The following is a 20,402-nucleotide window of genomic DNA, read 5'->3' as shown; positions in this document are numbered from 1 at the left end:
GCCAGCTTTAGCTCATCTACTTGTTTTTAGTTGCCTTACTCTTTCAGTCGCTTTCGGATGCTTGCCAGGAAGCCGTGTTAGCTGGCCAGGTGATCTTGGTTTCGTCGAAGGTCACTTGGTAGTAATCGGTGGGGTAGGGCGGCCAAGGCGGCTCGTACCAAGGGTAAGGTGGTTTCCAGAATTTTAGGATCTTTACCGTGATCGGGCCGTAGGTGTAGGTATGCCCCTCCTGGGCGTTCTTGAAGCCATGCTCAAGGTGAACAGCTTTTCCCTTGTTGGGTGATCCTTCGATCCAGGGTGCCTGATCTATTTCGATATTCAATACCAGACTCAGTGTCTTGAGATCGCTGTGGTAGCCGTAAAGAGAGTTTGGCTGTGTGTAAATCCAGCCAGCCTTTTTCGTGTCACTGGTTGCGCCGGGGTAATCAAGCCGTGGGGCCGAGCTGAATAGCTTTGGCGGGGGATTAGTTAGTACTACGTTGGCCTCCGGAATAGTGGGCGCTGGCCAGAAGGCGTTCAAGGGGAACCCTGTCACGGCAACAGATATCACGATCAGCCCGGCAAGAAGGCTGGCCCAGGTTATCCAGTGGCGCCGTGCGGACCATTTGTGCTGGGAATTTGATGTGGCTGCGGTATCGGTGGTGTTTATGTCCGAAGCTTTGGGCAGATTCTCCGTCGTGCCGCTCATGGCTTGGCCCCGATAGCCAGGTCACGGAAACGCGAACGGAACTCGTCTATCGAGATTGTTACTGTTCCTTCGATCTTCGTGCCTTTTAGGTTGCCGCCGTCTGGTCCCCAGGGGTTGGCGAGGGTGACTTTGCCGTTCTGGACGCCGGTGACGATGTAGACGTGGTAGGGGACGAGTGCGGGGTTACCCGGGTTTTGGTCCCAGGGGAAGCCGTCGGTGTATCGGGTTGCAGCAATGGGTTGGTGGTCGTCTATTGCTTTCTTCAACTGCTCTTCCGTCGGTGACAAGGGTGCGAGGTGGTTGCCGTGAGCGGGATCATTCACGATGATTGTGTCTGCGTCCTGTCCGGTGAGTAGTTCCAAGGCACCTTCAGGTGCGACCCCTTTGTTTCCGAAGGCTGACGAGAAACCACTGAGACTGTCATAAGTGCCAGATCCGGGCTGAGCAGCCCGCGCCTTCTCAAACACTGAAGCCCAATTCCAACCCTTGTTCTCTTGACCGTCCTCACCATAGGAGTAATAAGGGATCTTTCTCCCTTTGAAGTTTTGGTAAGGCAGGTAGCCACTGACCGTGGTTTCGAAGGGCTTGTCGTCCTTATAGAAAGTCACTGTGTAGGTGCCGTTGGGGTTTTGTCGAATGTTCTTTTCAAGGAAACCTGGTCTGGTTCCGGCGATCGCACCGATGCCAGCATTGAACCAGCAGTCATCCGCCGCTCCTTGATGGACGTCTTTGAGTTGGAAGCGCTGGGAGAGGTCGATAGGTGGTTTGATCCAGCCGTCGCCTTTTGAACCGGGTTCCAGGGCCGGCATAAATTGGTGCAACCGGTCCACGTCCACGGCAGAGGCGGCATTGAAGAGTTGATTGGCCATGATCATCGGCCCATCGCCACCATTATTGGTCAGAAAGTCGTTGAACTGTTTCAGATCGTCGTCGCTGAGCCCGGCGATAGCCGCCCGCCACTCCGCCTGGCTGTAGACGCCTGGACCCATCCACGACAAGGCGCCAAATAAATACCCCACCGCGTTAACCCCACCAGCACCTTTGATTTTGCCCAGCAGGTCATTGGTACGGCTCTGGTCTACCTCGAACCGTGCGAACACAGGCGCCAGTCCGGCAAGCATCTGATTCAACACCGGATTGCCGGAAACTACAGCACCATCCAAACCCGCGATACGGGCGCGTTCGCTGACTGGGCGGAGCACATAGCGGGCACCGTAGCCGCTCATACCTTCGGTGTATTCGGTACGGATCTGTTCCAGAGCCCTGCTTGCGATATCGCGGGCAGCATGCGCGTCTTCCAGATGCCCTTGAATAAGGGAATCCATGCCCGGCATGGACATTTGAGACGGGTCGTTGATGACTTGCTGAATCTGGTTCGTTTTCTGTTTTGCAGCCAGGAAGTCTCCGAGCTCCGATTCAGAGCGGTCTTGTAAGCCCTTCAACCAGAGCCCGCATTCCGAACACACCCCGGAGAGTGTGGTGAAGTCCTTGATCGATGACTCCAGGAAGCGAGCTAGCGAGGTCAATAGACCGAGCGTTGCCTCTACGGTGAGACCTGCTGAACCATCGGTGCTGACCAGGGACTTCATCTGGTCCGCGTAGCCTTGATAGGTGCTCGTCTGAGTTTTCCAGAACGTACCGACACTCGTGATGCTCTGCGGATCTCCGGGACACGGATCACCACCGGCCTGATTCCACTCCCCGGCGCTGTAAGCGCTCTTCCGGCTCACGATAAAGTCACCCCGTGCGGAAGCTTGCCAGCCAAGGATTGATCCGCAGCAGTGAAGGACTGGGCTGCAGACCGGATGCCCTGTGCCGCTGCATAGAACAGCTCCTGAGCCTCGGCGATCTGATCCTTCAACGCCGAGTTCACAGCCTCCACAGCGTGAGCGAAACCGCCGGTACCGGCGTCCATCACGGGAATGGCGACGGCAGCAGTGAGATCCCCCGACACCCCGAGAACAGTCTTCGCACGGGATTCGAAGAATGCGGTACTCGTTAGCAGATCGGACATGTTGTTCTCTCACTCGCCGAGAATTTTACCCAAACGATAGTCAATACAACATACAGTAAACCGTCGAGCAGCCGAGAGACAACCAACTCACAGAAATCCCTTACGAAAATATGGTCCAAGAACGCCATTGGGGCGTGGCCGCGGCCACGCCCCAATGGTGCATCCGATACTCACGACCGCGCACTACGTTAACGCCAGTAGGCTGCCAACGGGTTCAGCGCCGATTAGTTGATCAACCGATTAGCCGATCAACCGATTAGTCGGTGGCCAGGCCCTCAACCGGCGAGAGCCGGGCGGCTCTTCGGGCCGGGATTACCGAAGCAGCCAGGCCAGCCACCGCGGCGATCAGCAGTACTGCAAGTAATTGCAGCCAGGGCAGATTGGGCATCACCGGTCCGAGCGGGCCCAGGGCGGACTGGGTGCCCAGCCAACCGTAAAGGCTGCCCAGGACCACTCCGATCAGCGCCGCGACCCCGGCGATCAAGACCGCCTCCAGGGCGAGCATGCCACGCAGCGCACCTCGGCTCAGACCAAGGGCACGTAACAGCGCGTTCTCCCGGGTGCGTTCCAAGACGGAAAGCGAGAGTGTGTTCGCCACCCCAATCAGGGCGATCAACACTGCTACCGCGAGCAGCCCGGTGACAACGAGCAGCAGAATATCGATCACCTGATTGAAGCCAGCCTTGATCAAGGCCCCGCCGGAAACCTGGGAGTCCTGGACGCCGAGGGCAGCCGCGATCTTCTTCTGCAGGGTCAGCAGCTCATCCGTGCTCTGCCCTGGAGTCAGTTTCATCCACACCTGTTGCAGGGCACCGGATGGTGCGGGAGCCGTCCCCAGGTTCACCATCACCGGGAACTCAGCCGTGCTGGCCTGGGCCACGGGCAGATCTTGATGGCTGCTACCGGAGTCCAGGGTCAGCGAGCTGGCTTTGGTGCCCTTGGGCATCAGCAGCTGGGCCGGCTTCACCTGGTTCTGCGGAGTGCTCAGCAGCAGGGCAGCATCTGCGGAGGAGATACCGTAGACCGGGGTGCCTGAGTATTCGCCGCCAAGCTTACCCACCAGCGGGATCAGCACCGCTTGAGTAACCCCTTGCAGTGCTTTAACGGCTTCGAGTTGTTGGCTGGTGTATTTCCCGTCATACGCCTGGACATCTACCGGATAACGTCCCTCCAGGCTGGAATCGAAGGTGCTGCGCGCTGTTGCCGCGCCGGTGAGCATCATCGAGACCAAGGTGACGCCGATCAGCAGCGCGGCCGCGGTCGCCGTCGTCCGGCTGGGGTTCCGCACCGCGTTCAGCGAGGCTAGTTTGCCGGGCACGCCGGCCGGGGTGGCGAGCTTACCCACCGCGGAAACCAAAGCTGGGATGAACAAATTGGCGCAAAGCAGCAGACCAATAAAGCTTGCAGCACCGCCGGGTACCGCGATCAGCAGGTTCGAGGTCAGCGCGCCCGCGGTGAGGGCTAGACCGCCGAAGACCAGGAGTACCCCGCCCACCACGAGGCGAGTGCGTCCGCCACGGTTGTTGAGTGCAGCGTCATCGGCGGGCCGCATAGCAGCCAAGGGCGCGACGGCGGTCGCGGCCCGGGCGGGTACCAGGGCTGCCACCAGGGTCAGCAAGGTGCCCACCACGAGCCCAGCCACCACAGCCTGCCAATTCAGCGCGAAGGTAGCGAACTGGTAGTCCGGGATAGTGCGTAGGGAAGAGACCAGGGCGGCCATCCCGGCAATGGACAGCGCGACTCCCAATATCGAGGACAGGATGCCGACTAAGAGCGCTTCAACCAGCACAGAATTTCGAATCTGACTCTTACTGGCGCCGACGCAACGCAGCAGGGCGAGTTCACGGGTGCGTTGGGCGACCAGCACTGCGAAGGTATTGGCTACTACGAGGGCCGCGACAATCAGCGCTATTGCGGCGAAGGCCAAGAGCACGACGGTGAGCACATCGGTTCCACCGGTCATTCCCTTCATGGTTTCCGTGGTCTGTTCGTCCGCGGTGAGGACCGTGATGTTTTTGAAACCGCTCGCCTCGACGGCCTGCTGAATGGCGGTCCGGCTGTTCTGGTCAAGCGGTGAAGCCAGTTTGAGTTGAATTGTGGTGAAGCTCAGCGGGCTGGTCGCCAACGGAGTTACGGTGGCCAGTGGAGCCAACATCTGACCCGCTCCGGAACTATGCGGGTCATTGCTCGGCTTGAATAAGCCGCTCACCGTGACTTCGAGTTTCTGGCCCTTCGAATTGCTCAGGGTGAGGTTCCCCCCGAGCTTCACCTGCTGACGCTCCGCGGTTTTCTCATCGATCGCCACCTGGGTGGGGCTGCCGGGCAGGCTTCCCGAGCTCAGGACGGCTGATTCCAGCGAGAGGTCCTGGGAGGTGTTCTGCAATACGGCGTTGAAGCTTCCCGCGGTCGTACTGGCCTCTACCGGTGCATTGATCTGAGCGAAACTTGAGCTGACTCCGGGTAGCTGCTTCACGGCGTCGTACGCCTTTTGATTGAGTGGCTGTTCGTAGTTAGTCGAGGAAACGACGGCATCGGCCTTATTGAAGGACTGCCCGACGCTGGCTTTCAGAGTTGCTTGAGTGGAACTGCCAACCAGTAGGGTGGCCACCAGAAATCCGACGGCGAGCATCACGGCAAGTCCGATGGCGATAAAGCGCCGGGAATGTGTTTTGACTTGAGCAAGGGCTACCTGGAGCATCTCAGGCACCCAATTTGGCCAGCGCAGCCAGCACGGTCTCTGGGGTGGGGTTGCTTAGATCGCCCACCAGTTTGCCGTCGCTCAAGAGCACCACCCGATCCGCATAGGATGCGGCCAGCGGATCGTGAGTGACCATAATAATGCTCTGCCCCATCTCTTGGGCGGCTCGGCGCAGCATGCCAAGCACCTCGGCACCCACTCGCGAGTCCAGATTGCCGGTGGGCTCATCAGCGAAGATCACCTCGGGACGAGTCAGTAGGGCGCGGGCTACCGCGACTCGCTGCTGCTGGCCGCCGGAGAGCTGGTGTGGCCGATGCGTCAACCGATCGGTCAAGCCCAGTGTTGTGGTGACGAAATCAAACCACTCGCGGTCTACGGTGCCATTGGCGAGGGCAACCGGGAGGGTGATGTTCTGCTCAGCCGTCAGGGTAGGGACCAGATTGAAGGCTTGGAAGATGAAGCCGATTCGGTCCCGGCGCAGCGCGGTGAGCTGAGCATCATTGAGTTTGGTGAGATCCGTTCCGGCCATGGTAATGCTGCCAGCGTCCACCGTGTCGAGGCCTGCCAGGCAGTGCATCAGGGTCGATTTGCCGCTACCGGAGGGGCCCATAATGGCGGTGAAACGGCCGGAGGCGAAATCGACATCAACATTTTGCAGGGCCGTCACTGCGGTCTCGCCCCGGCCATAGTTCTTGTTCAGGCCGCGTGCTGAAACGGCCGTGCCGGTAGCGACGCCTTCTGGCCCCGAGGAGTGAGTATCAGTCAAAGTGGTCATACTTCGACGGTACCGACGGCTCGATAGCGAGGGAATCGGGCCAGGGAATGATTCCGGTCAGCTCCAGAGCGGTGAGCCTCAGCCCAGGGTATGAGAGGCCACGGGTCTGAGCACGCCTAGCTCGGGGTAACCACACCGGTCTCGTAGGCGATGACCACAATCTGCACTCGATCCCGGGCACTGAGTTTGCTCAAAATATGTCCAACGTGGGTCTTCACGGTCGCCTCGGAGAGGAAGAGGCTACTGGCGATCTCCGGATTGGAATAGCCCTGGGCAATCAACAGGAAAACCTCGTGTTCCCGCGCGGTCAGGCGCTGCACAGCTTGCTGGTGTTCATCCTTGGCAGCGCTCGGGGCGCTGAGTAAGGGAGCCACATGGTCCAGCAGCCGACGTGTGGTGGAGGGGGCAATAACGGCGTCGCCGCGATAGACGGTGCGGATCGCTTCCAATAGTTCCTCCGGTGGCGCGTCCTTGAGTAGGAAGCCACTGGCGCCGGCCTGAATGGCGGCTAGCGCGTACTCGTCCAAATCGAAAGTAGTCAGCACCACGATCTTGAGTCCGGCCAAGCGGGAACCGTCAGGTGCCGAACGCACCCGCTCCATCAGTTTGCGGGTGGTTTCGATGCCGTCCATTCCGGGCATCCGCACGTCCATCAGTACGACGTCGGCGGCGCTCGCTGTCAGCGCGGTGAGGGCATCCCTACCGTTCCCGGCCTGCAGAACGACCTCGAGATCGGGCTGCGAATTGATCAGCATGGTGAAGCCGGAGCGGACCAATTGCTGATCGTCCACCAGGGCAACCTTGATCCCGGCATTGGCGGTGTTTTCTGCGGTATCGGTCATCAATGCCTCGTTGCTAGCTGGATCAGGCTTCGGTATAGGGAATGAATGCGGCGACTTGGAAGCCGCCACCGGTCTGGGGCTTTGCTTCCAGGGTTCCATCGTAGAGCTTGACCCGCTCGCGCATGCCGAGCAGACCGTTTCCGCCCCCGGAGCTGGGCGGGTCGGCGGCGGCTCCGCGACCGTCGTCGAGCACCGAGATGGATAGCCCGCGCGACTGCCAGTTCAGACTTACCGTGCTGTGCGCTCGCGGACCGGCGTGTTTGAGCACATTGGTGAGCGCTTCCTGGACCACTCGATAGGCGGTCAGCTCTGCTCCGGCGGGGAGCTGTCTGCGAGCCTGGCCCAGCTGATTCAGCTCGACGGATAGCCCCGAGGAGCGAAAGCCGAGCAGCAACTCATCGATATCTCCCAGGCCCGGGAGCGGCCTGGTAGAGGCTTCTTCGTCACCACGTAGCACGCCAAGTAAGCGACGCATTTCGCGCAGTGAGTTTCGCCCGGTTTCCGCGATGGTGCGCAGGGTTTCGGTAGCGATCTTCGGGTCTTGTTCGGCAGCGTAACGGCCGCCGTCGGCCTGGGTGATGATGACGGAGAGCGAATGGGCCACGATGTCGTGCATTTCGCGGGCGATATGTGCTCTTTCATCACTCGCGGCCAGGGCACGCTCCTGTTGCTGCTCAATTTCCAGTCGTTGAGCCCTGTCCTCCAGTCCTTGTTCGCGTAGCCTGCGGGTTCGAGTGAGATCCCCAAAGGTCCAGGCGAAGAGCACCAGCACCCAGACCAGAATCATTAGGATGACCGCATAAGGCAGATTTGCAATGGTGAAAGTGCTGGTGTCGAGGCCGAGGTAGAGGTAATAGCGAGTAACCAGCATCGCGCCACCTAATAATGCTAGGCTGAGACCGCAGAGGCTAGCCCAGCGCGGGGCAAAGGCCGCAAGAGCGTAGACCACCAGGATCACGCCAAGATCGGCGGGCATCGGGGTGATGTCGAGAGCCCACTGCAAAATAGCGGCTGCCGCAATAATGCTGCCGGCCAGCACGGGGCGGGTGCGTCGCCAGATAAGCGGCGCGATCAGCAAGGTGGCGAAAAACACCGTGATTCCCAGCTCTGAGCTCGGGAAAAAGGCCAAGGCTAACCAGAGCAGGCAGGTGACGGTGATGTCCACGATGAAATGATGAGTGCGGAACCACTCGTAGACCCTGTGCATCACCATGTTTCGACCTTAGAGCCTGACGGCCGCCGCTTGCATCCTGCCACGGTCTGATTCCGGAACCTTCGCCAACTGTCCGCAGATTGTCCGGAGGGTGAGACAGGTTGTCCAGCATTTGGATGCCTCATTACCCTGGAAGGATGAGCACATCGATTGATCTGGCAGTCATTCCCGGCGACGGAATTGGACCGGAGGTGGTGACCGAGGCAGTCAAGATCCTCAAGGCTGTCGCCAGCCAAACCGATCTGGAATTGAAACTGACCGAGTACACCCTCGGTGCCGAACACTGGCTGCGCACCGGGGAGACTCTGCCGGAGGAGACGCTCGCTGCGATTCGTCAGCACGATGCCATCCTCTTTGGCGCGGTGGGCGCCGCGCCGGGGGACACCCGGATTCCCTCCGGACTGATCGAACGCGAGCTGCTGCTCAAGCTGCGGTTCAGCCTGGACCACTATGTGAATCTGCGCCCATCGAAGCTCTATCCAGGAGTGTCAAGCCCGTTGGCAGCTCCCGGTGTGGTGGATTTCGTCGTCGTCCGGGAAGGCACCGAAGGTCCTTATGTCGGCAACGGTGGCGCACTGCGCGTTGGCACAGGGGAGGAGATTGCCACCGAGGTCTCTGTCAATACCGCTTTCGGTGTGCAGCGAGTGGTGCGGGACGCCTTCCGTCGTGCCGCTCAGAGTGAGCGGAAAAAGCTCACCTACGTGCACAAGCACAATGTTTTGGTCTATTCAGGACATCTCTGGAAGCGCACGGTAGAAGCCATTGCCGCAGAATACCCGGAGGTGGCGGTCGACTACTTGCACGTCGATGCCGCCACCATCTTCCTGGTCACCGATCCGGCTCGTTTTGATGTCATTGTCACGGACAATCTCTTCGGGGACATCCTGACCGATCTGGCCGCGGCGATTAGCGGCGGCATCGGCTTGGCTGCTTCCGGGAACCTCAATATGGATCGCAGCGCACCGAGCATGTTTGAGCCGGTGCACGGCTCCGCTCCGGATATCGCGGGGCAGCAGAAAGCTGATCCCAGTGCGGCAATTCTTTCGGCTGCGCTTTTGCTGGATCATCTCGGACAGCCGGAGCTGGCCGCCAGGATTGAGACCGCAGTGGAGGCGGACATTGCGGGGCGTGCTTCGCTGGGCCAGCGCACGACGGCGCAAATCGGCGATGCGGTGTTGGCTCGCCTCGGTTAGGGGTACTTCGCCTAGAATCATCGTGATGGGCGCGGCCACTAGGATGGACCATGATCGTTGCCGCGACCGGGTTGGTAAATCCGGCCCCGCCCAGAGGAGAGAAACACGATGAGCCAGGACACCGGAACGGACTCGCAGTCCTCTGAGCTGGAAGCCGCCGATAGTCACGACCTGATCCGGGTGCAGGGCGCGCGGGTGAACAATCTCAAGGACGTGAGCCTTGAGATTCCGAAGCGACGACTGACTGTTTTTACCGGCGTCTCCGGCTCCGGTAAAAGTTCGCTTGTGTTCGCTACCATTGCGGCCGAATCGCAGCGAATGATCAACGAGACCTACAGCACCTTCATCCAGAGCTTCATGCCAACGCTCGCCCGCCCGGACGTCGACGTGCTTGGCGGGCTGACCACCGCGATCATCGTCGATCAGGAGCGGATGGGCTCGAACTCTCGTTCCACGGTCGGCACGGTCACCGATGCCAATGCCATGTTGCGGATGCTCTTCAGTCGACTGGGGCAGCCGCACGTCGGCTCACCGAACGCGTTCTCCTTCAACGTGCCCTCGATTAGCGGGGCCGGTGCGGTCACTCTGGAAAAAGCCGGTAAGACGGTGAAGGAACGCCGCAGCTTCAGCATTACCGGTGGCATGTGCCCCCGCTGCGAAGGCATGGGCACCGTGAATGACATCGATCGCGGACAGCTCTATGACGATTCCAAGTCCCTTAATGAGGGAGCGCTGACCATTCCCGGTTACACGGCGGATGGCTGGGGTGTAAAGATCTTCACCGGTTCCGGCTTCCTCGATCCGAATAAAGCGATCCGGGACTATACCGAGAAGGAACTCCAAGACTTCCTTTTCAAGGAGCCGGTCAAGGTCAAGGTCGGGGACATCAACATGACCTATGAAGGCTTGATTCCCAAGGTCCAGAAGTCGATGCTCTCCAAGGATAAGGAGGCAATGCAGCCCCATATCCGTGCCTTCGTGGAGCGAGCCGTCACCTTTATCTCCTGTCCCGAATGCGGCGGCACCAGGCTCAGCGAAGGCGCCCGTTCCTCGAAGATCGCCGGGATCAGCATTGCCGATGCCTGCGCCATGCAGATCAGCGATCTGGCCAACTGGGCGCGGGGAGTCAAAGAACCGTCGGTGGCGCCGCTCTTGGCGAACTTATTGGCGCTGCTTGATTCTTTTGTAAATATCGGCCTCGGCTACCTCTCGCTCGATCGCCCCTCCGGAACCCTTTCGGGCGGCGAGGCGCAGCGCACCAAAATGATTCGTCACCTCGGCTCCTCGCTCACGGATATCACCTACGTTTTCGACGAGCCGACCATTGGCCTGCATCCGCATGACATCCAGCGAATGAACGATCTGCTGCTGAGACTGCGGGATAAGGGCAATACGGTGCTTGTGGTGGAGCACAAGCCCGAAGCCATCGCCATTGCCGATCACGTGGTGGACCTTGGCCCGCGTGCAGGCACGGCCGGCGGTGAGATCTGTTTCCAGGGCACCCTTGAGGGACTGCGAGCCAGCGGTACGCTCACCGGTCGCCACCTCGATGATCGGGCGCAGCTGAAATCCTCGGTGCGTTCCAGCAAGGGAGCCATCGAAATCCGGGGCGCAAAGTCGCATAATCTGCAGAATGTCGATGTCGATGTGCCGCTCGGCGTGCTGGTGGTGATCACCGGGGTTGCGGGTTCCGGCAAGAGTTCACTGATTCACGGCTCGCTGGATCATCGTGAAGAGGTGGTCTCTATCGATCAGGGCGCGATTAAGGGCAATCGGCGCAGTAGCCCGGCGACTTACACCGGCCTGCTGGAGCCGATTCGCAAAGCCTTCGCCAAGGCGAACGGCGTGAAGGCCTCGCTCTTCAGCGCGAACTCCGAAGGTGCCTGCCCGGTCTGTAAGGGTGCCGGGGTCATCTCCACCGATCTTGGTTTCATGGATACCGTCGAGACGCCCTGCGAGGAGTGTGAAAGTAAGGGATTCCGCGCCGAGGTGCTGGAGTACAAACTCGGTGACGAGGATACCGCCAAGGACATTAACGAGGTGCTGGCCATGTCGGTGGTCGAAGCGGAGGATTTCTTCGGTAAGGGTGCGGCCAAAATCCCGGCGGCCCATGCCATTCTGCGGCGCCTAGTCGACGTAGGCCTCGGCTATCTCAGCATCGGTCAGCCGCTTTCCACCCTCTCCGGCGGCGAGCGGCAGCGACTCAAGCTGGCCACTCGGATGGGGGAGAAGGGCGGCGTGTACGTGCTCGATGAGCCGACCACGGGTCTTCACCTGGCCGACGTCGAACAACTTTTGAGTCTGCTTGACCGGCTGGTGGAATCGGGCAAATCGGTCATCGTGATTGAACACCATCAGGCGGTCATGGCACATGCCGACTGGATTATTGACTTAGGTCCGGGAGCCGGGCACGACGGCGGTAAGGTCGTTTTTGAGGGTACCCCGGCCGAGCTGGTCGCGGCCCGTTCAACCCTCACGGCTGAGCACCTCGCAGCCTACGTGGGTGCCTGAGTAGAACTGCCTCGATAACGGGGAACTTTGCTCAGGCCAGTAGAATGGTTTTGGCCACCCCACTAGCCGCTTCCGAGCGGTACAGTTAATGATGAATAACCGAACTAAGCCTGAAACCCCGCTCCGCCGGGGGCAACACCGCATCCTTGGAGGACAACGATGACTCAAGTGTCGAGTGAATTGGTTTTCGATCAGCGATTGAGCGAAACCCCGAAAAGCGCTACGGAGCGCGAAGCAATCCTGGCGAATCCTGGATTTGGCGATCACTTCACGGACCACACCGCCATTGTTGACTACAAGGTTGACCAGCAGGGTGAAGGTGGTTGGTACGATGCGCGGATTGAGCCTTATGGTCCGATCGCTCTGGACCCGGCCGCTTGCGTGCTGCACTATGGGCAGGAGATCTTCGAGGGTCTGAAGGCTTATCGGCACGCCGACGGCTCGGTGTGGACCTTCCGTCCGGACGCTAATGCGGCTAGGTTGAACCGTTCCGCTCGACGCTTGGCGTTGCCGGAATTGCCCGAGCAGGTGTTCCTTGATGCCATCACCAATCTGGTTCAAACCGATCAGCAATGGGTCCCCTCGGGCGATGGGGAAAGCCTGTACCTGCGTCCCTTTATGATCGCTACCGAGGCTTTTCTGGGGGTGCGCGCGGCTCGAGAGGTTTCGTTCCGAGTCATTGCCTCCCCGGCCGGTAACTATTTCGGTGGAGAGCTTAAGCCGGTTTCGATCTGGATCTCCCGTACCTACGCTCGCGCTGGGCGAGGCGGTACCGGGGCGGCGAAATGTGGCGGGAACTATGCAGCCTCGCTCTTGCCGCAGCTTGAGGCAGAAGCCCACGGCTGCAAGCAGGTGCTGTTCCTCGACCAGGAAAACGATAACGCCGTTGAGGAACTGGGCGGGATGAACGTGTTCTTCGTCTTCAAGGACGGATCGCTAGTCACTCCGGCGCTCTCCGGCAGCATCCTGGAAGGCGTCACGCGTTCCTCGGTACTTCAGTTGGGCCGCGATCGTGGTCTCAACGTGCAAGAGCGTACCGTGACCTTGGATGAATGGCGTTCCGGGGTGGCTTCCGGGGAGATTGCTGAGGTCTTCGCCTGTGGGACCGCCGCGGTGATCACGCCGATTGGGCGACTGATGGATGAGAACGAGGAGATCGGCTCGGCAGATGCCAAGGCCGGGGAAGTGACCATGAGCATCCGTGAGGAGCTGCTCGGCATTCAGACCGGTACCGTGGCGGACAAGCACGGCTGGTTGCGCCGCTTGGTCTGAGCGGTTCCTTTACCCGCCGTGGGTCCTGTCGCCGTCTTGCTCGGACAACGTCTGCCCTGAAATCGTGAAATAGTTGTTCTATGCGTATAGCCCGATTTGTTGTGGATGCCGAACCCCTCTATGGCGTAGTAGATGACGCCGCCGAGAACGTCCGAGTCATTAAAGGGGATCCGTTCTTCAACGGTGTTGAATTCACCGGTCAGAGCCATCCCCTCGATGATGTCAGGCTGCTTGCCCCAATCATTCCCCGATCCAAGGTGGTGGGAATTGGTCGCAACTATGCCGAGCACGCCAAAGAGCTCGGAAATGAGGTTCCTGCCAGCCCGCTGATGTTCCTTAAGCCGAACACCTCGGTGATAGGGCCGGGTGATCCCATTGCCTTGCCGGAGTTCTCCGATGAGGTTTCCTACGAGGCGGAGCTCGCAGTGGTGATCGGCCGGATCTGCAAGGACGTTCCAGAGGAGCGGGTGGACGAGGTGATCTTTGGCTACACCTGTGCCAACGATCTGACCGCGCGCGATGCGCAACGCACCGACAACCAATGGGCCAGGGCAAAGGGCTTTGATGGTTCTGCCCCCTTGGGTCCGTGGATTGAAACCGAGCTCGACGTCGAAGACCTCGGCGTGCAGGGGCGGCTGAACGGCAAGCTGGTCCAAGACGGACGAACCTCGCAAATGATTTGGGGCGTAAAGGCTTTGGTCTCCTACGTTTCGCAAGCCTTTACGCTGCTCCCAGGCGACGTGATCCTGACCGGAACCCCGGCAGGAGTCGGGCTGGTCACCGAAGGCGACCGCTACGAGGTAGAGATCGAAGGCATTGGCACGCTCTCTAACCCGATTGTGCGACGCTAACTCGCCGACTATTCGATACGAACACCATAGATTCGGAAAACCATGACGATACCTTCTGTTGATTCCTCGACGCCCGTCCGGGTACGGTTCTGCCCTTCGCCTACCGGTACACCGCACGTCGGCTTGATCCGCACCGCGCTCTTTAACTGGGCTTATGCCCGGCATACCGGCGGCAAGTTGGTGTTCCGGATCGAGGACACCGATGCGGCTCGGGACAGCGAGGAGAGCTACCAGCAGTTGCTGGAAGCCCTGAACTGGATGGGAATTGACTGGGATGAGGGTGTGGAAACCGGGGGACCGCATGCGCCCTACCGGCAGTCACAGCGCAGCGAGATCTACCAGGATGTGATTGCGAAACTCCGCGAAGGCAATTTCATCTACGAGTCCTATTCCACTCCGGAGGAAATCGAGGCTCGACACAAGGCTGCCGGTCGCGATCCGAAACTGGGTTACGACGGCTTTGACCGGGACCTCAGTGAGGAACAGATTGCGGCGTTCAAAGCCGAGGGCCGTCAGCCCGCCTTGCGCCTGAGAATGCCCGATGAGGACATCACCTTTAATGATCTGGTCCGGGGTGAGATCACCTTCAAGGCTGGATCGGTGCCCGACTTCGCGGTGGTGCGGCCGAATGGTGCCCCGCTGTACACCTTGGTCAACCCGCTGGATGATGCCCTGATGGGCATTACCCATGTGCTGCGTGGAGAGGACATCTTGTCCTCCACACCTCGGCAGATTGCGCTGTACCGTGCTCTGCATGCCATCGGGGTGGCCAAATACCTGCCAGAGTTCGGCCACCTGCCCTACGTCATGGGTCAGGGCAATAAGAAACTCTCGAAGCGGGATCCGGAATCCAGCTTGTTCCGTTTGCGGGACTGGGGATTCATAAAAGAGGGGCTGCTGAACTATTTGGCGCTTTTGGGCTGGAGCCTTTCCGCCGATGAAGATATCTTCACGGTCGAGGAAATGGTCAAGGCTTTCGACGTTAGCGATGTATTGGGCAATCCGGCGCGCTTCGATGTGAAGAAGGCGGAGGCTATTAACGGCACCCACATCCGCTTGCTCGCACCCGCGGACTTCCGTGCTCGGCTAGTGCCTTACCTGCAGACCGCTGGCTTAGTCGGCGCTGAGCTGACCGCGCGTCAGGAAGAGATCCTGAGCGAGGCCGCCCCACTGATTCAGGAACGAGTTCAGTTGCTGGGCGAGGCTCCGGAGATGCTCCGGTTCCTTTTCGTTGCCGACGACGACGTTGCTCCCGCCGAGGATGCGCTCAAGGGCCTGCCGGAAAACTTGGGTGAGGTATTGGACGCGGCGATTGCCGCCGTCGAACCTCTTTCCGAGTGGACCGCTGAGGCTATTCAGCTTGCCTTGCGTACTGCGCTGGTGGATGGTTTGGGTGTGAAGCCGCGGCTTGCATTCGGGCCGGTGCGGACCGCGATTTCCGGTCGCCGGATCTCTCCGCCACTGTTCGAATCCATGGTCATCCTGGGCAAGGAATCCTCCTTGGCTCGCATCCGTAGCTTTCGCGATCGCTGAGTTGTTCCGGTGATTCCCCTGGATGCTCAAATTCGTGCCGTGCTCTTCGATATTGATGACACCCTAGTTGACCTGGGCACTGCCATGGCGCGTGCTGTCAGGGCATCGAGTGCGGAATTCGTGCCCGAACTCAGCGAGCAGGAGTGGGATCGTTTGTGCTGGGGATTCCAGGCCGATCCGGAGGGCTACTATGACGCCTTCCTACGTGGTGAACTGGAATTCGTGGGGCAGCGAGTGGCTCGGGCTCGGCTGGCGTTCGCCAGCGTGGGTGGGGGATTGCCCGACGCTCAGGTGGAGGGCTGGAACGCGGCTTACGAAAGTGAAGCACAGCGGCATTGGCAGCCGTACCCGGATGTTTTACCGGTTTTGGATGCGCTGGATGCGTCCGGTATTCGCTACGGTGCGGTGAGCAATAACGTTGAGTCCTACCAACGACGCAAACTGGATATCGCCGGGCTGTCCCGGATCTCGGTTTTGGTCGGAACAGATACTGTAGGCGTGCCCAAACCCGATCCTAGGATCTTCCAGGAGGGGGTTCGGCAGCTGGGTTTCTCTGTGTCCCAGACCCTTTATGTCGGCGACAATCTGCTAGTTGATGCGCTAGGGGCAACTCAGGCAGGTCTACCGGCGCTCTGGCTCAACCGGGAGGGCTTAGCCGCCGAGAGTGTCGACGGTCAGCGCTGGGATGGGCCGCAAACGAGCACCCTGGCAGAGCTGCCTGAGTTCCTCTAGGTTGTCAGCTTAGGAAATCAATCCTCGTCTTCGTAGCACGATGGAGAGGATGCAACCGAGCAGGATCAAGGCGCAGACGATAATGCCGATCAGTCCAACTGTTCCGGCGGGACTGACATTGGTTACCTTGGTTTGAAGCTCGTGTGCGCCGTCGTTGAGCTTTTGCGAACCGGCTAGCAAACCATTCTCCGGATCTGGATTGTGCATTCCATCCTTGATCTGCACCATGCCATCCGAGAGCAATTTGGTGCCGAGTACCACGCCGGGGGCAGCCGGGTCGGTGCTATTCAGCTTCTGATCCAGGGTGACAAAACCGGCCTTCATTTTCTGGCTTCCGGTATCGAGCTGTTTTGTTCCATCCGCCAGCTTGGCCGAACCAGCAAGAAGGCCGCTATTCGGATTTTTCACGCCGTCGAGGAGTTTGGCGGCACCGTCTGCCAATTGCTGGCTACCATCGTGTAGTTGGGTAGTTCCGTCAGCGACCTTGCTGGAACCGGCGAGCAGGCCGTTCTCTGGATCAGGGTTGGTGAGACCATTGAGCAGCTTGCTCGCACCAGCTGCAAGCTTTTGTGATCCCGGGGATAATCCGTCTTCACCGGGGTGATGCGGGTCTTCGTACATTGCACTGAGAAGTTCTGCACTCCCATCGGCAAGGGATTGGGTTCCTGGGCTTAAGCCAGGATCGGCATGATTGACAGGATCATGAGACATGCCATCGAGCAATGCGGCGACACCTGAATACAAGCCTGCGTGCGGATTCGGATCGCTTAAACCGGCCGCGAACTGGGCTTGACCATTGGAGAGAGTCTTGCTCCCAGCAGCTAGTTGCTGGGCACCAGCTGCAATTCGCTTGGATCCGTCAACCAGGCTCGGACGACTCGGAGTGCTGGGACCACTTACCGCGCTTTTGAGTGCTTGTCCTCCCTGGTCGGCGAGGGTTGCCCCATCAGCTAGTTGCTGTATTTGCGAGAGCAGTACCGCAGAAGGAAGCGCCCCTACAGGCCCCTTGACCGCTGCGAGAAGAGCCTGGAGACCTTCTTGTAGCTGGGCAAGTCCGCAGGCTTTGGTGTAGTCAGCATTACCTTGGCTGTGAACACCAGCCAGATTGTTTACACCGTCCGCAAGGGTCGAATTAGGGTCAACGGAAGTCACCGGAACGGTGGGACACGTTGTGGAATTTGTCTTGACCGGAGCAATCAAAGCTGCTGCTTGCTGTGTTCCAGCGGCCAATGAGGCGCTACCGGCAGCTACCTGCGCCGCGCCAGTGGTGAGTTGAGTAACTGCAGGTTTAATTTTTCCTGTAACGCCCTGATTGAGTTCAATCAGCCCCGGCTCTAGGTAGACCTTTACCCGGCTTGCAATCGTCGCGGAGCCGTCTTTGAGTTTCTTCACGCCATCTAGAAACTCTCCGTTGAGTGCAGTTGCAAGCTGGCCGGCACCATCGCTAATTTGCTGTGCGCCGGGTACCACCTGGTTACTGATAGCCCCGTTGAGCTTGACAGCACCCGCGTCGAGCAGCCCTGCACCAGCATTAAGTTTGCTCGCTCCATCACTGAGCTGCTGAGCTCCGGGGGCAAGCTGCCCGTTAATCCCGTCATGTAACTTCTGCGCCCCGGCATTTAGCTGCCCTGCGCCACTGGCGATCTGACCGGCTCCGTCGGCCAAATTCTGTGGGTCCTTGCCACTGCTGCTCGGGGTGAGTGCACCGGAGAGCTGCACGGCGCCGTCGGCAAGCTGTTGGGCACCGACCTGTGCCTTGTCTACCCCCGGAGCCAACTGATTGACCACCTTGTTCCTGAGTTTCTGGGTGCCGTCGGCCAGTTGATGGCCGCCGTCGGCAGCCTGTGCTGTGATGACCGCGAACATGATCAGCAAGCCCAGAACGAGCAGTCCGAGAATGGCGATGACGATGTTATGCCTACGTGGATTCGGTGTAGGTCTAGCGACCCTGCTAGTTGACACGAGAAGTTTCCAATCGGGAGAACGGATGGTTTCAGTGTGACCCGGATTACATTTCGTTGTTACCAAACAGTAACCTACCGCAGAGTAACCTCTAGCTGTCAAGGCTCGCGTGGTTATTTTGTTCAAAAGTTTGAGGTATTTTTTCCGTGCTTTACGTTCTTCTGAGGAGAAGCCGGCGCAGGCTCGGTTTTGTCGGTGGGGGATTCTCGGGTAAAGTTATATCCCGGCGCTTGGGCCGTCTCGGGAGTCTATGACAACCGGGAAAAGGCCACGCAAGAGCCATTGGGATATGGTGTAATTGGCAACACAACGGTTTCTGGTACCGTCATTCTAGGTTCGAGTCCTGGTATCCCAGCGCTAACGGAAGCCCCTCGTAGCGGTCAAGGTTGAGACTTGATTTCGGAGTGGATTTCGGTGGCAAGCCGCGGCCCCATCGTATAGCGGCCTAGTACGTCGCCCTCTCACGGCGGTAACACGGGTTCAAATCCCGTTGGGGTCACCAAGGAAATGGTCTTCCGAAACTCAGGTTTTGGGAGACCATTTTTGTTTTTTCTGGAGCTTTCCATCCAGGCTTCCGGCGAGGCTTCGGTTTGGCTGGCTCTGTTGCGTTATGGCATAATCGATGCGTTCGGCCCCATCGTATAGCGGCCTAGTACGTCGCCCTCTCACGGCGGTAACACGGGTTCAAATCCCGTTGGGGTCACGTTCAGGAGTCCCGGTCTTTGGCCGGGGCTCCTTCTTGTATGTTGGTAGCTGATGCCCCGCGCCTTTCAGCTTGCCGCGGCGTCCCGAATCTTGATCAGGGTGCGCAGATTTCTGGTCGTGGTAGTTGATTTGTAGACCGCCTTCGCGGTGAGCTTGCTGATCGGCGACTCCAAGGTTCCGCCCACCGGAGCCAACCAGGCCACCGCCTCGGGACCAAGCGCGGCGAGCTGGCCCTCCAGTTCCCGTCCCTCTTCCAATAAACGGGCGACGGCGGCTGGCTCGGAGGAGAGGGTGACGTAACTGTGCTGCTCGGCAGAGTCAGGGGAGTAGGGGCAAGCCTCGATCAGCTCGGCGATCCTTTTCACGGTCAGAACCACCACCCAAGCCTGATAATCGAAGCGCTTCCTGAGCGCCTCCTCAATCCGGTTTTTGAGCTCGACCGCGGGGAGCTCGGAGGCTAGTACCACATTGCCGCTAGCCAAAAGGGTCTTGACCTTCTGCACCGGGAGCGTCGCCAGGCACTCTCTGAGATCGGCCATCTTGATATTGATCCCGCCAACATTTACGCCGCGCAAAAGAATCGCGAAGTTTTCCATGGGAAAAGCCTACGTTGTTCGGCGTAAGGCTGGCTTATTCGCTCGCCTTTTTGAGTGCTTCGGTGAGCGCGCGGGCGGCAGCCCCGACAACCTCGGCGTGCAGCCTACCGGGCTGTCGGGTCAGTCGCTCGATGGGACCGGAGATCGATACCGCGGCGATCACTCGCCCGGAGGGGCCGCGTACCGGGGCCGAAACCGAGGCGACCCCCATCTCTCGTTCGCCGAGGCTCTGAGCCCAGCCTCGCCGTCGGACGCCGGCCAGCACGGTGGGGGTAAATCTCGCGTTTTGTAGACCATCCAGCAGCCTCTCGTGATCCTCCCAGGCCAGCAAAATCTGCGCCGCGGAGCCGGCCTTCATGCTCAGCTTGGTGCCTACCGGGATGGTGTCTCGTAGCCCGATAGGACGCTCGGCCGAAGCCACACAGACCCGCCATTCGCCCTGTCGGCGAAAGATCTGGGCGGATTCCCCGGTGGCGTCGCGTAGCTGGAGCAAGACAGGCCCGGCGGCCGCAATGAGCCGGTCCTCGCCCGCCGCGGAAGCCAGTTCAACGAGGCGTCCGCCCAGAACAAAACGACCATGCACATCGCGACTCACTAAGCGGTGGTGAGCCAAGGCCTGAGCCAGCCGGTGCACGGTGGGCCGAGCCAGGCCGGTGGCGGCCACGAGCTGCGCCAGGGTGGTAGGTCCAGCCTCCAGTGCGTCAAGCACCTGGGCTGCTTTATCGATGACACCGACGCCGCTGACACCATGAGAATTGTCCATATAGCGATATTAGCGTCTCATTATATGAGATGCACATCGAAGTGCTGGCGCGTT

General features: G+C 59.7%; 16 protein-coding genes and 3 tRNA genes. 9 read left to right on the top strand and 10 right to left on the bottom strand.

The features are described from left to right. Positions 1-43: 43 nt before the first annotated feature. From FHU41_RS04430 to FHU41_RS04400, 7 genes are all read right to left on the bottom strand, one after another. Entirely contained in the window at positions 44-688 is a 645-nt protein-coding gene (locus FHU41_RS04430) for a hypothetical protein (RefSeq protein ID WP_179388394.1), read from the bottom strand. Then, on the bottom strand, positions 685-2,418 hold the full coding sequence (locus tag FHU41_RS15370) for a C2 family cysteine protease (protein ID WP_179388393.1): 1,734 nt from the start codon (positions 2,416-2,418) through the stop codon (positions 685-687). The genes FHU41_RS04430 and FHU41_RS15370 overlap by 4 nt, the downstream gene beginning before the upstream one ends. Continuing rightward, positions 2,415-2,702: a hypothetical protein gene (locus FHU41_RS04420; RefSeq protein WP_179388392.1), complete on the bottom strand. Its 288-nt coding sequence runs from the start codon at positions 2,700-2,702 to the stop codon at positions 2,415-2,417. Before FHU41_RS04420 ends, FHU41_RS15370 begins: the two co-directional genes overlap by 4 nt. Before the next feature lie 256 nt (positions 2,703-2,958). Next, entirely contained in the window at positions 2,959-5,400 is a 2,442-nt protein-coding gene (locus FHU41_RS04415; protein ID WP_179388391.1) for an ABC transporter permease, read from the bottom strand. Position 5,401: 1 nt separating this feature from the next. Then, positions 5,402-6,175 carry an ABC transporter ATP-binding protein gene (locus tag FHU41_RS04410; protein WP_179388390.1) on the bottom strand — a complete coding sequence of 258 codons (774 nt, stop codon included), beginning with the start codon at positions 6,173-6,175 and terminating at the stop codon, positions 5,402-5,404. A 116-nt stretch (positions 6,176-6,291) separates the two neighbouring features. Continuing rightward, the gene (locus FHU41_RS04405) at positions 6,292-7,017 is read right to left on the bottom strand and encodes a response regulator (protein ID WP_179388389.1); all 726 of its coding nucleotides are present in this window, start codon (positions 7,015-7,017) and stop codon (positions 6,292-6,294) included. Positions 7,018-7,039: 22 nt separating this feature from the next. Further along, entirely contained in the window at positions 7,040-8,230 is a 1,191-nt protein-coding gene (locus tag FHU41_RS04400) for a sensor histidine kinase (RefSeq protein WP_425503244.1), read from the bottom strand. A 137-nt stretch (positions 8,231-8,367) separates the two neighbouring features. Here FHU41_RS04400 and FHU41_RS04395 point away from each other — a divergent pair, with 137 nt between their 5' ends. The 6 genes from FHU41_RS04395 (at position 8,368) to FHU41_RS04370 (ending at position 16,322) form a co-directional block, all read left to right on the top strand. Further along, complete coding sequence (locus FHU41_RS04395; RefSeq protein ID WP_179388388.1) at positions 8,368-9,423, top strand: 3-isopropylmalate dehydrogenase; 1,056 nt, start codon at positions 8,368-8,370, stop codon at positions 9,421-9,423. Between the two features lie 108 nt (positions 9,424-9,531). Continuing rightward, on the top strand, positions 9,532-11,934 hold the full coding sequence (locus FHU41_RS04390) for an ATP-binding cassette domain-containing protein (protein ID WP_179388387.1): 2,403 nt from the start codon (positions 9,532-9,534) through the stop codon (positions 11,932-11,934). Positions 11,935-12,093: 159 nt separating this feature from the next. Further along, positions 12,094-13,206, top strand: coding sequence for a branched-chain amino acid aminotransferase (locus FHU41_RS04385; protein WP_179388386.1), 1,113 nt, complete (start codon positions 12,094-12,096; stop codon positions 13,204-13,206). An 80-nt stretch (positions 13,207-13,286) separates the two neighbouring features. Further along, entirely contained in the window at positions 13,287-14,057 is a 771-nt protein-coding gene (locus FHU41_RS04380; RefSeq protein ID WP_179388385.1) for a fumarylacetoacetate hydrolase family protein, read from the top strand. A 42-nt stretch (positions 14,058-14,099) separates the two neighbouring features. Further along, positions 14,100-15,590 (top strand): glutamate--tRNA ligase, encoded by a 1,491-nt coding sequence (gene gltX, locus FHU41_RS04375; protein ID WP_179388384.1) that lies wholly within the window; start codon positions 14,100-14,102, stop codon positions 15,588-15,590. Positions 15,591-15,599: 9 nt separating this feature from the next. Then, the gene (locus tag FHU41_RS04370; protein ID WP_179388383.1) at positions 15,600-16,322 is read left to right on the top strand and encodes an HAD-IA family hydrolase; all 723 of its coding nucleotides are present in this window, start codon (positions 15,600-15,602) and stop codon (positions 16,320-16,322) included. 9 nt (positions 16,323-16,331) lie between these two features. On the opposite strand, the gene FHU41_RS04365 is transcribed toward FHU41_RS04370, so the two are convergent. Next, positions 16,332-18,284, bottom strand: a complete 1,953-nt coding sequence (locus FHU41_RS04365; protein ID WP_179388382.1) for a hypothetical protein — start codon at positions 18,282-18,284, stop codon at positions 16,332-16,334. A gap of 283 nt (positions 18,285-18,567) precedes the next feature. Between FHU41_RS04365 and FHU41_RS04360 the strand changes: the two genes are divergently transcribed. The 3 genes from FHU41_RS04360 to FHU41_RS04350 all read left to right on the top strand — a co-directional run bounded on the left by FHU41_RS04360 (position 18,568) and on the right by FHU41_RS04350 (position 18,987). Continuing rightward, positions 18,568-18,639, top strand: a tRNA-Gln gene (locus tag FHU41_RS04360). A gap of 71 nt (positions 18,640-18,710) precedes the next feature. Then, positions 18,711-18,786 (top strand) — tRNA-Glu (locus tag FHU41_RS04355). 128 nt (positions 18,787-18,914) lie between these two features. Beyond that, positions 18,915-18,987, top strand: a tRNA-Glu gene (locus FHU41_RS04350). Between the two features lie 67 nt (positions 18,988-19,054). Here FHU41_RS04350 and FHU41_RS04345 read toward each other — a convergent pair. Together FHU41_RS04345 and FHU41_RS04340 are read right to left on the bottom strand one after the other, a co-directional pair. Then, on the bottom strand, positions 19,055-19,585 hold the full coding sequence (locus FHU41_RS04345; protein ID WP_179388381.1) for a DUF1697 domain-containing protein: 531 nt from the start codon (positions 19,583-19,585) through the stop codon (positions 19,055-19,057). Between the two features lie 34 nt (positions 19,586-19,619). After that, a complete protein-coding gene (locus FHU41_RS04340; protein ID WP_179388380.1) occupies positions 19,620-20,348 on the bottom strand; it encodes an IclR family transcriptional regulator in 729 nt (242 codons plus the stop codon). Between the last annotated feature and the right edge of the window lie 54 nt (positions 20,349-20,402).

The sequence above is a fragment of the Psychromicrobium silvestre genome (genome assembly GCF_013408295.1).
GTDB classification, from domain to species: Bacteria; Actinomycetota; Actinomycetes; order Actinomycetales; family Micrococcaceae; genus Renibacterium; species Renibacterium silvestre.
Note: the sequence above shows the minus strand (reverse complement) of the source record. Positions and strands in the feature narration are given on the sequence as shown.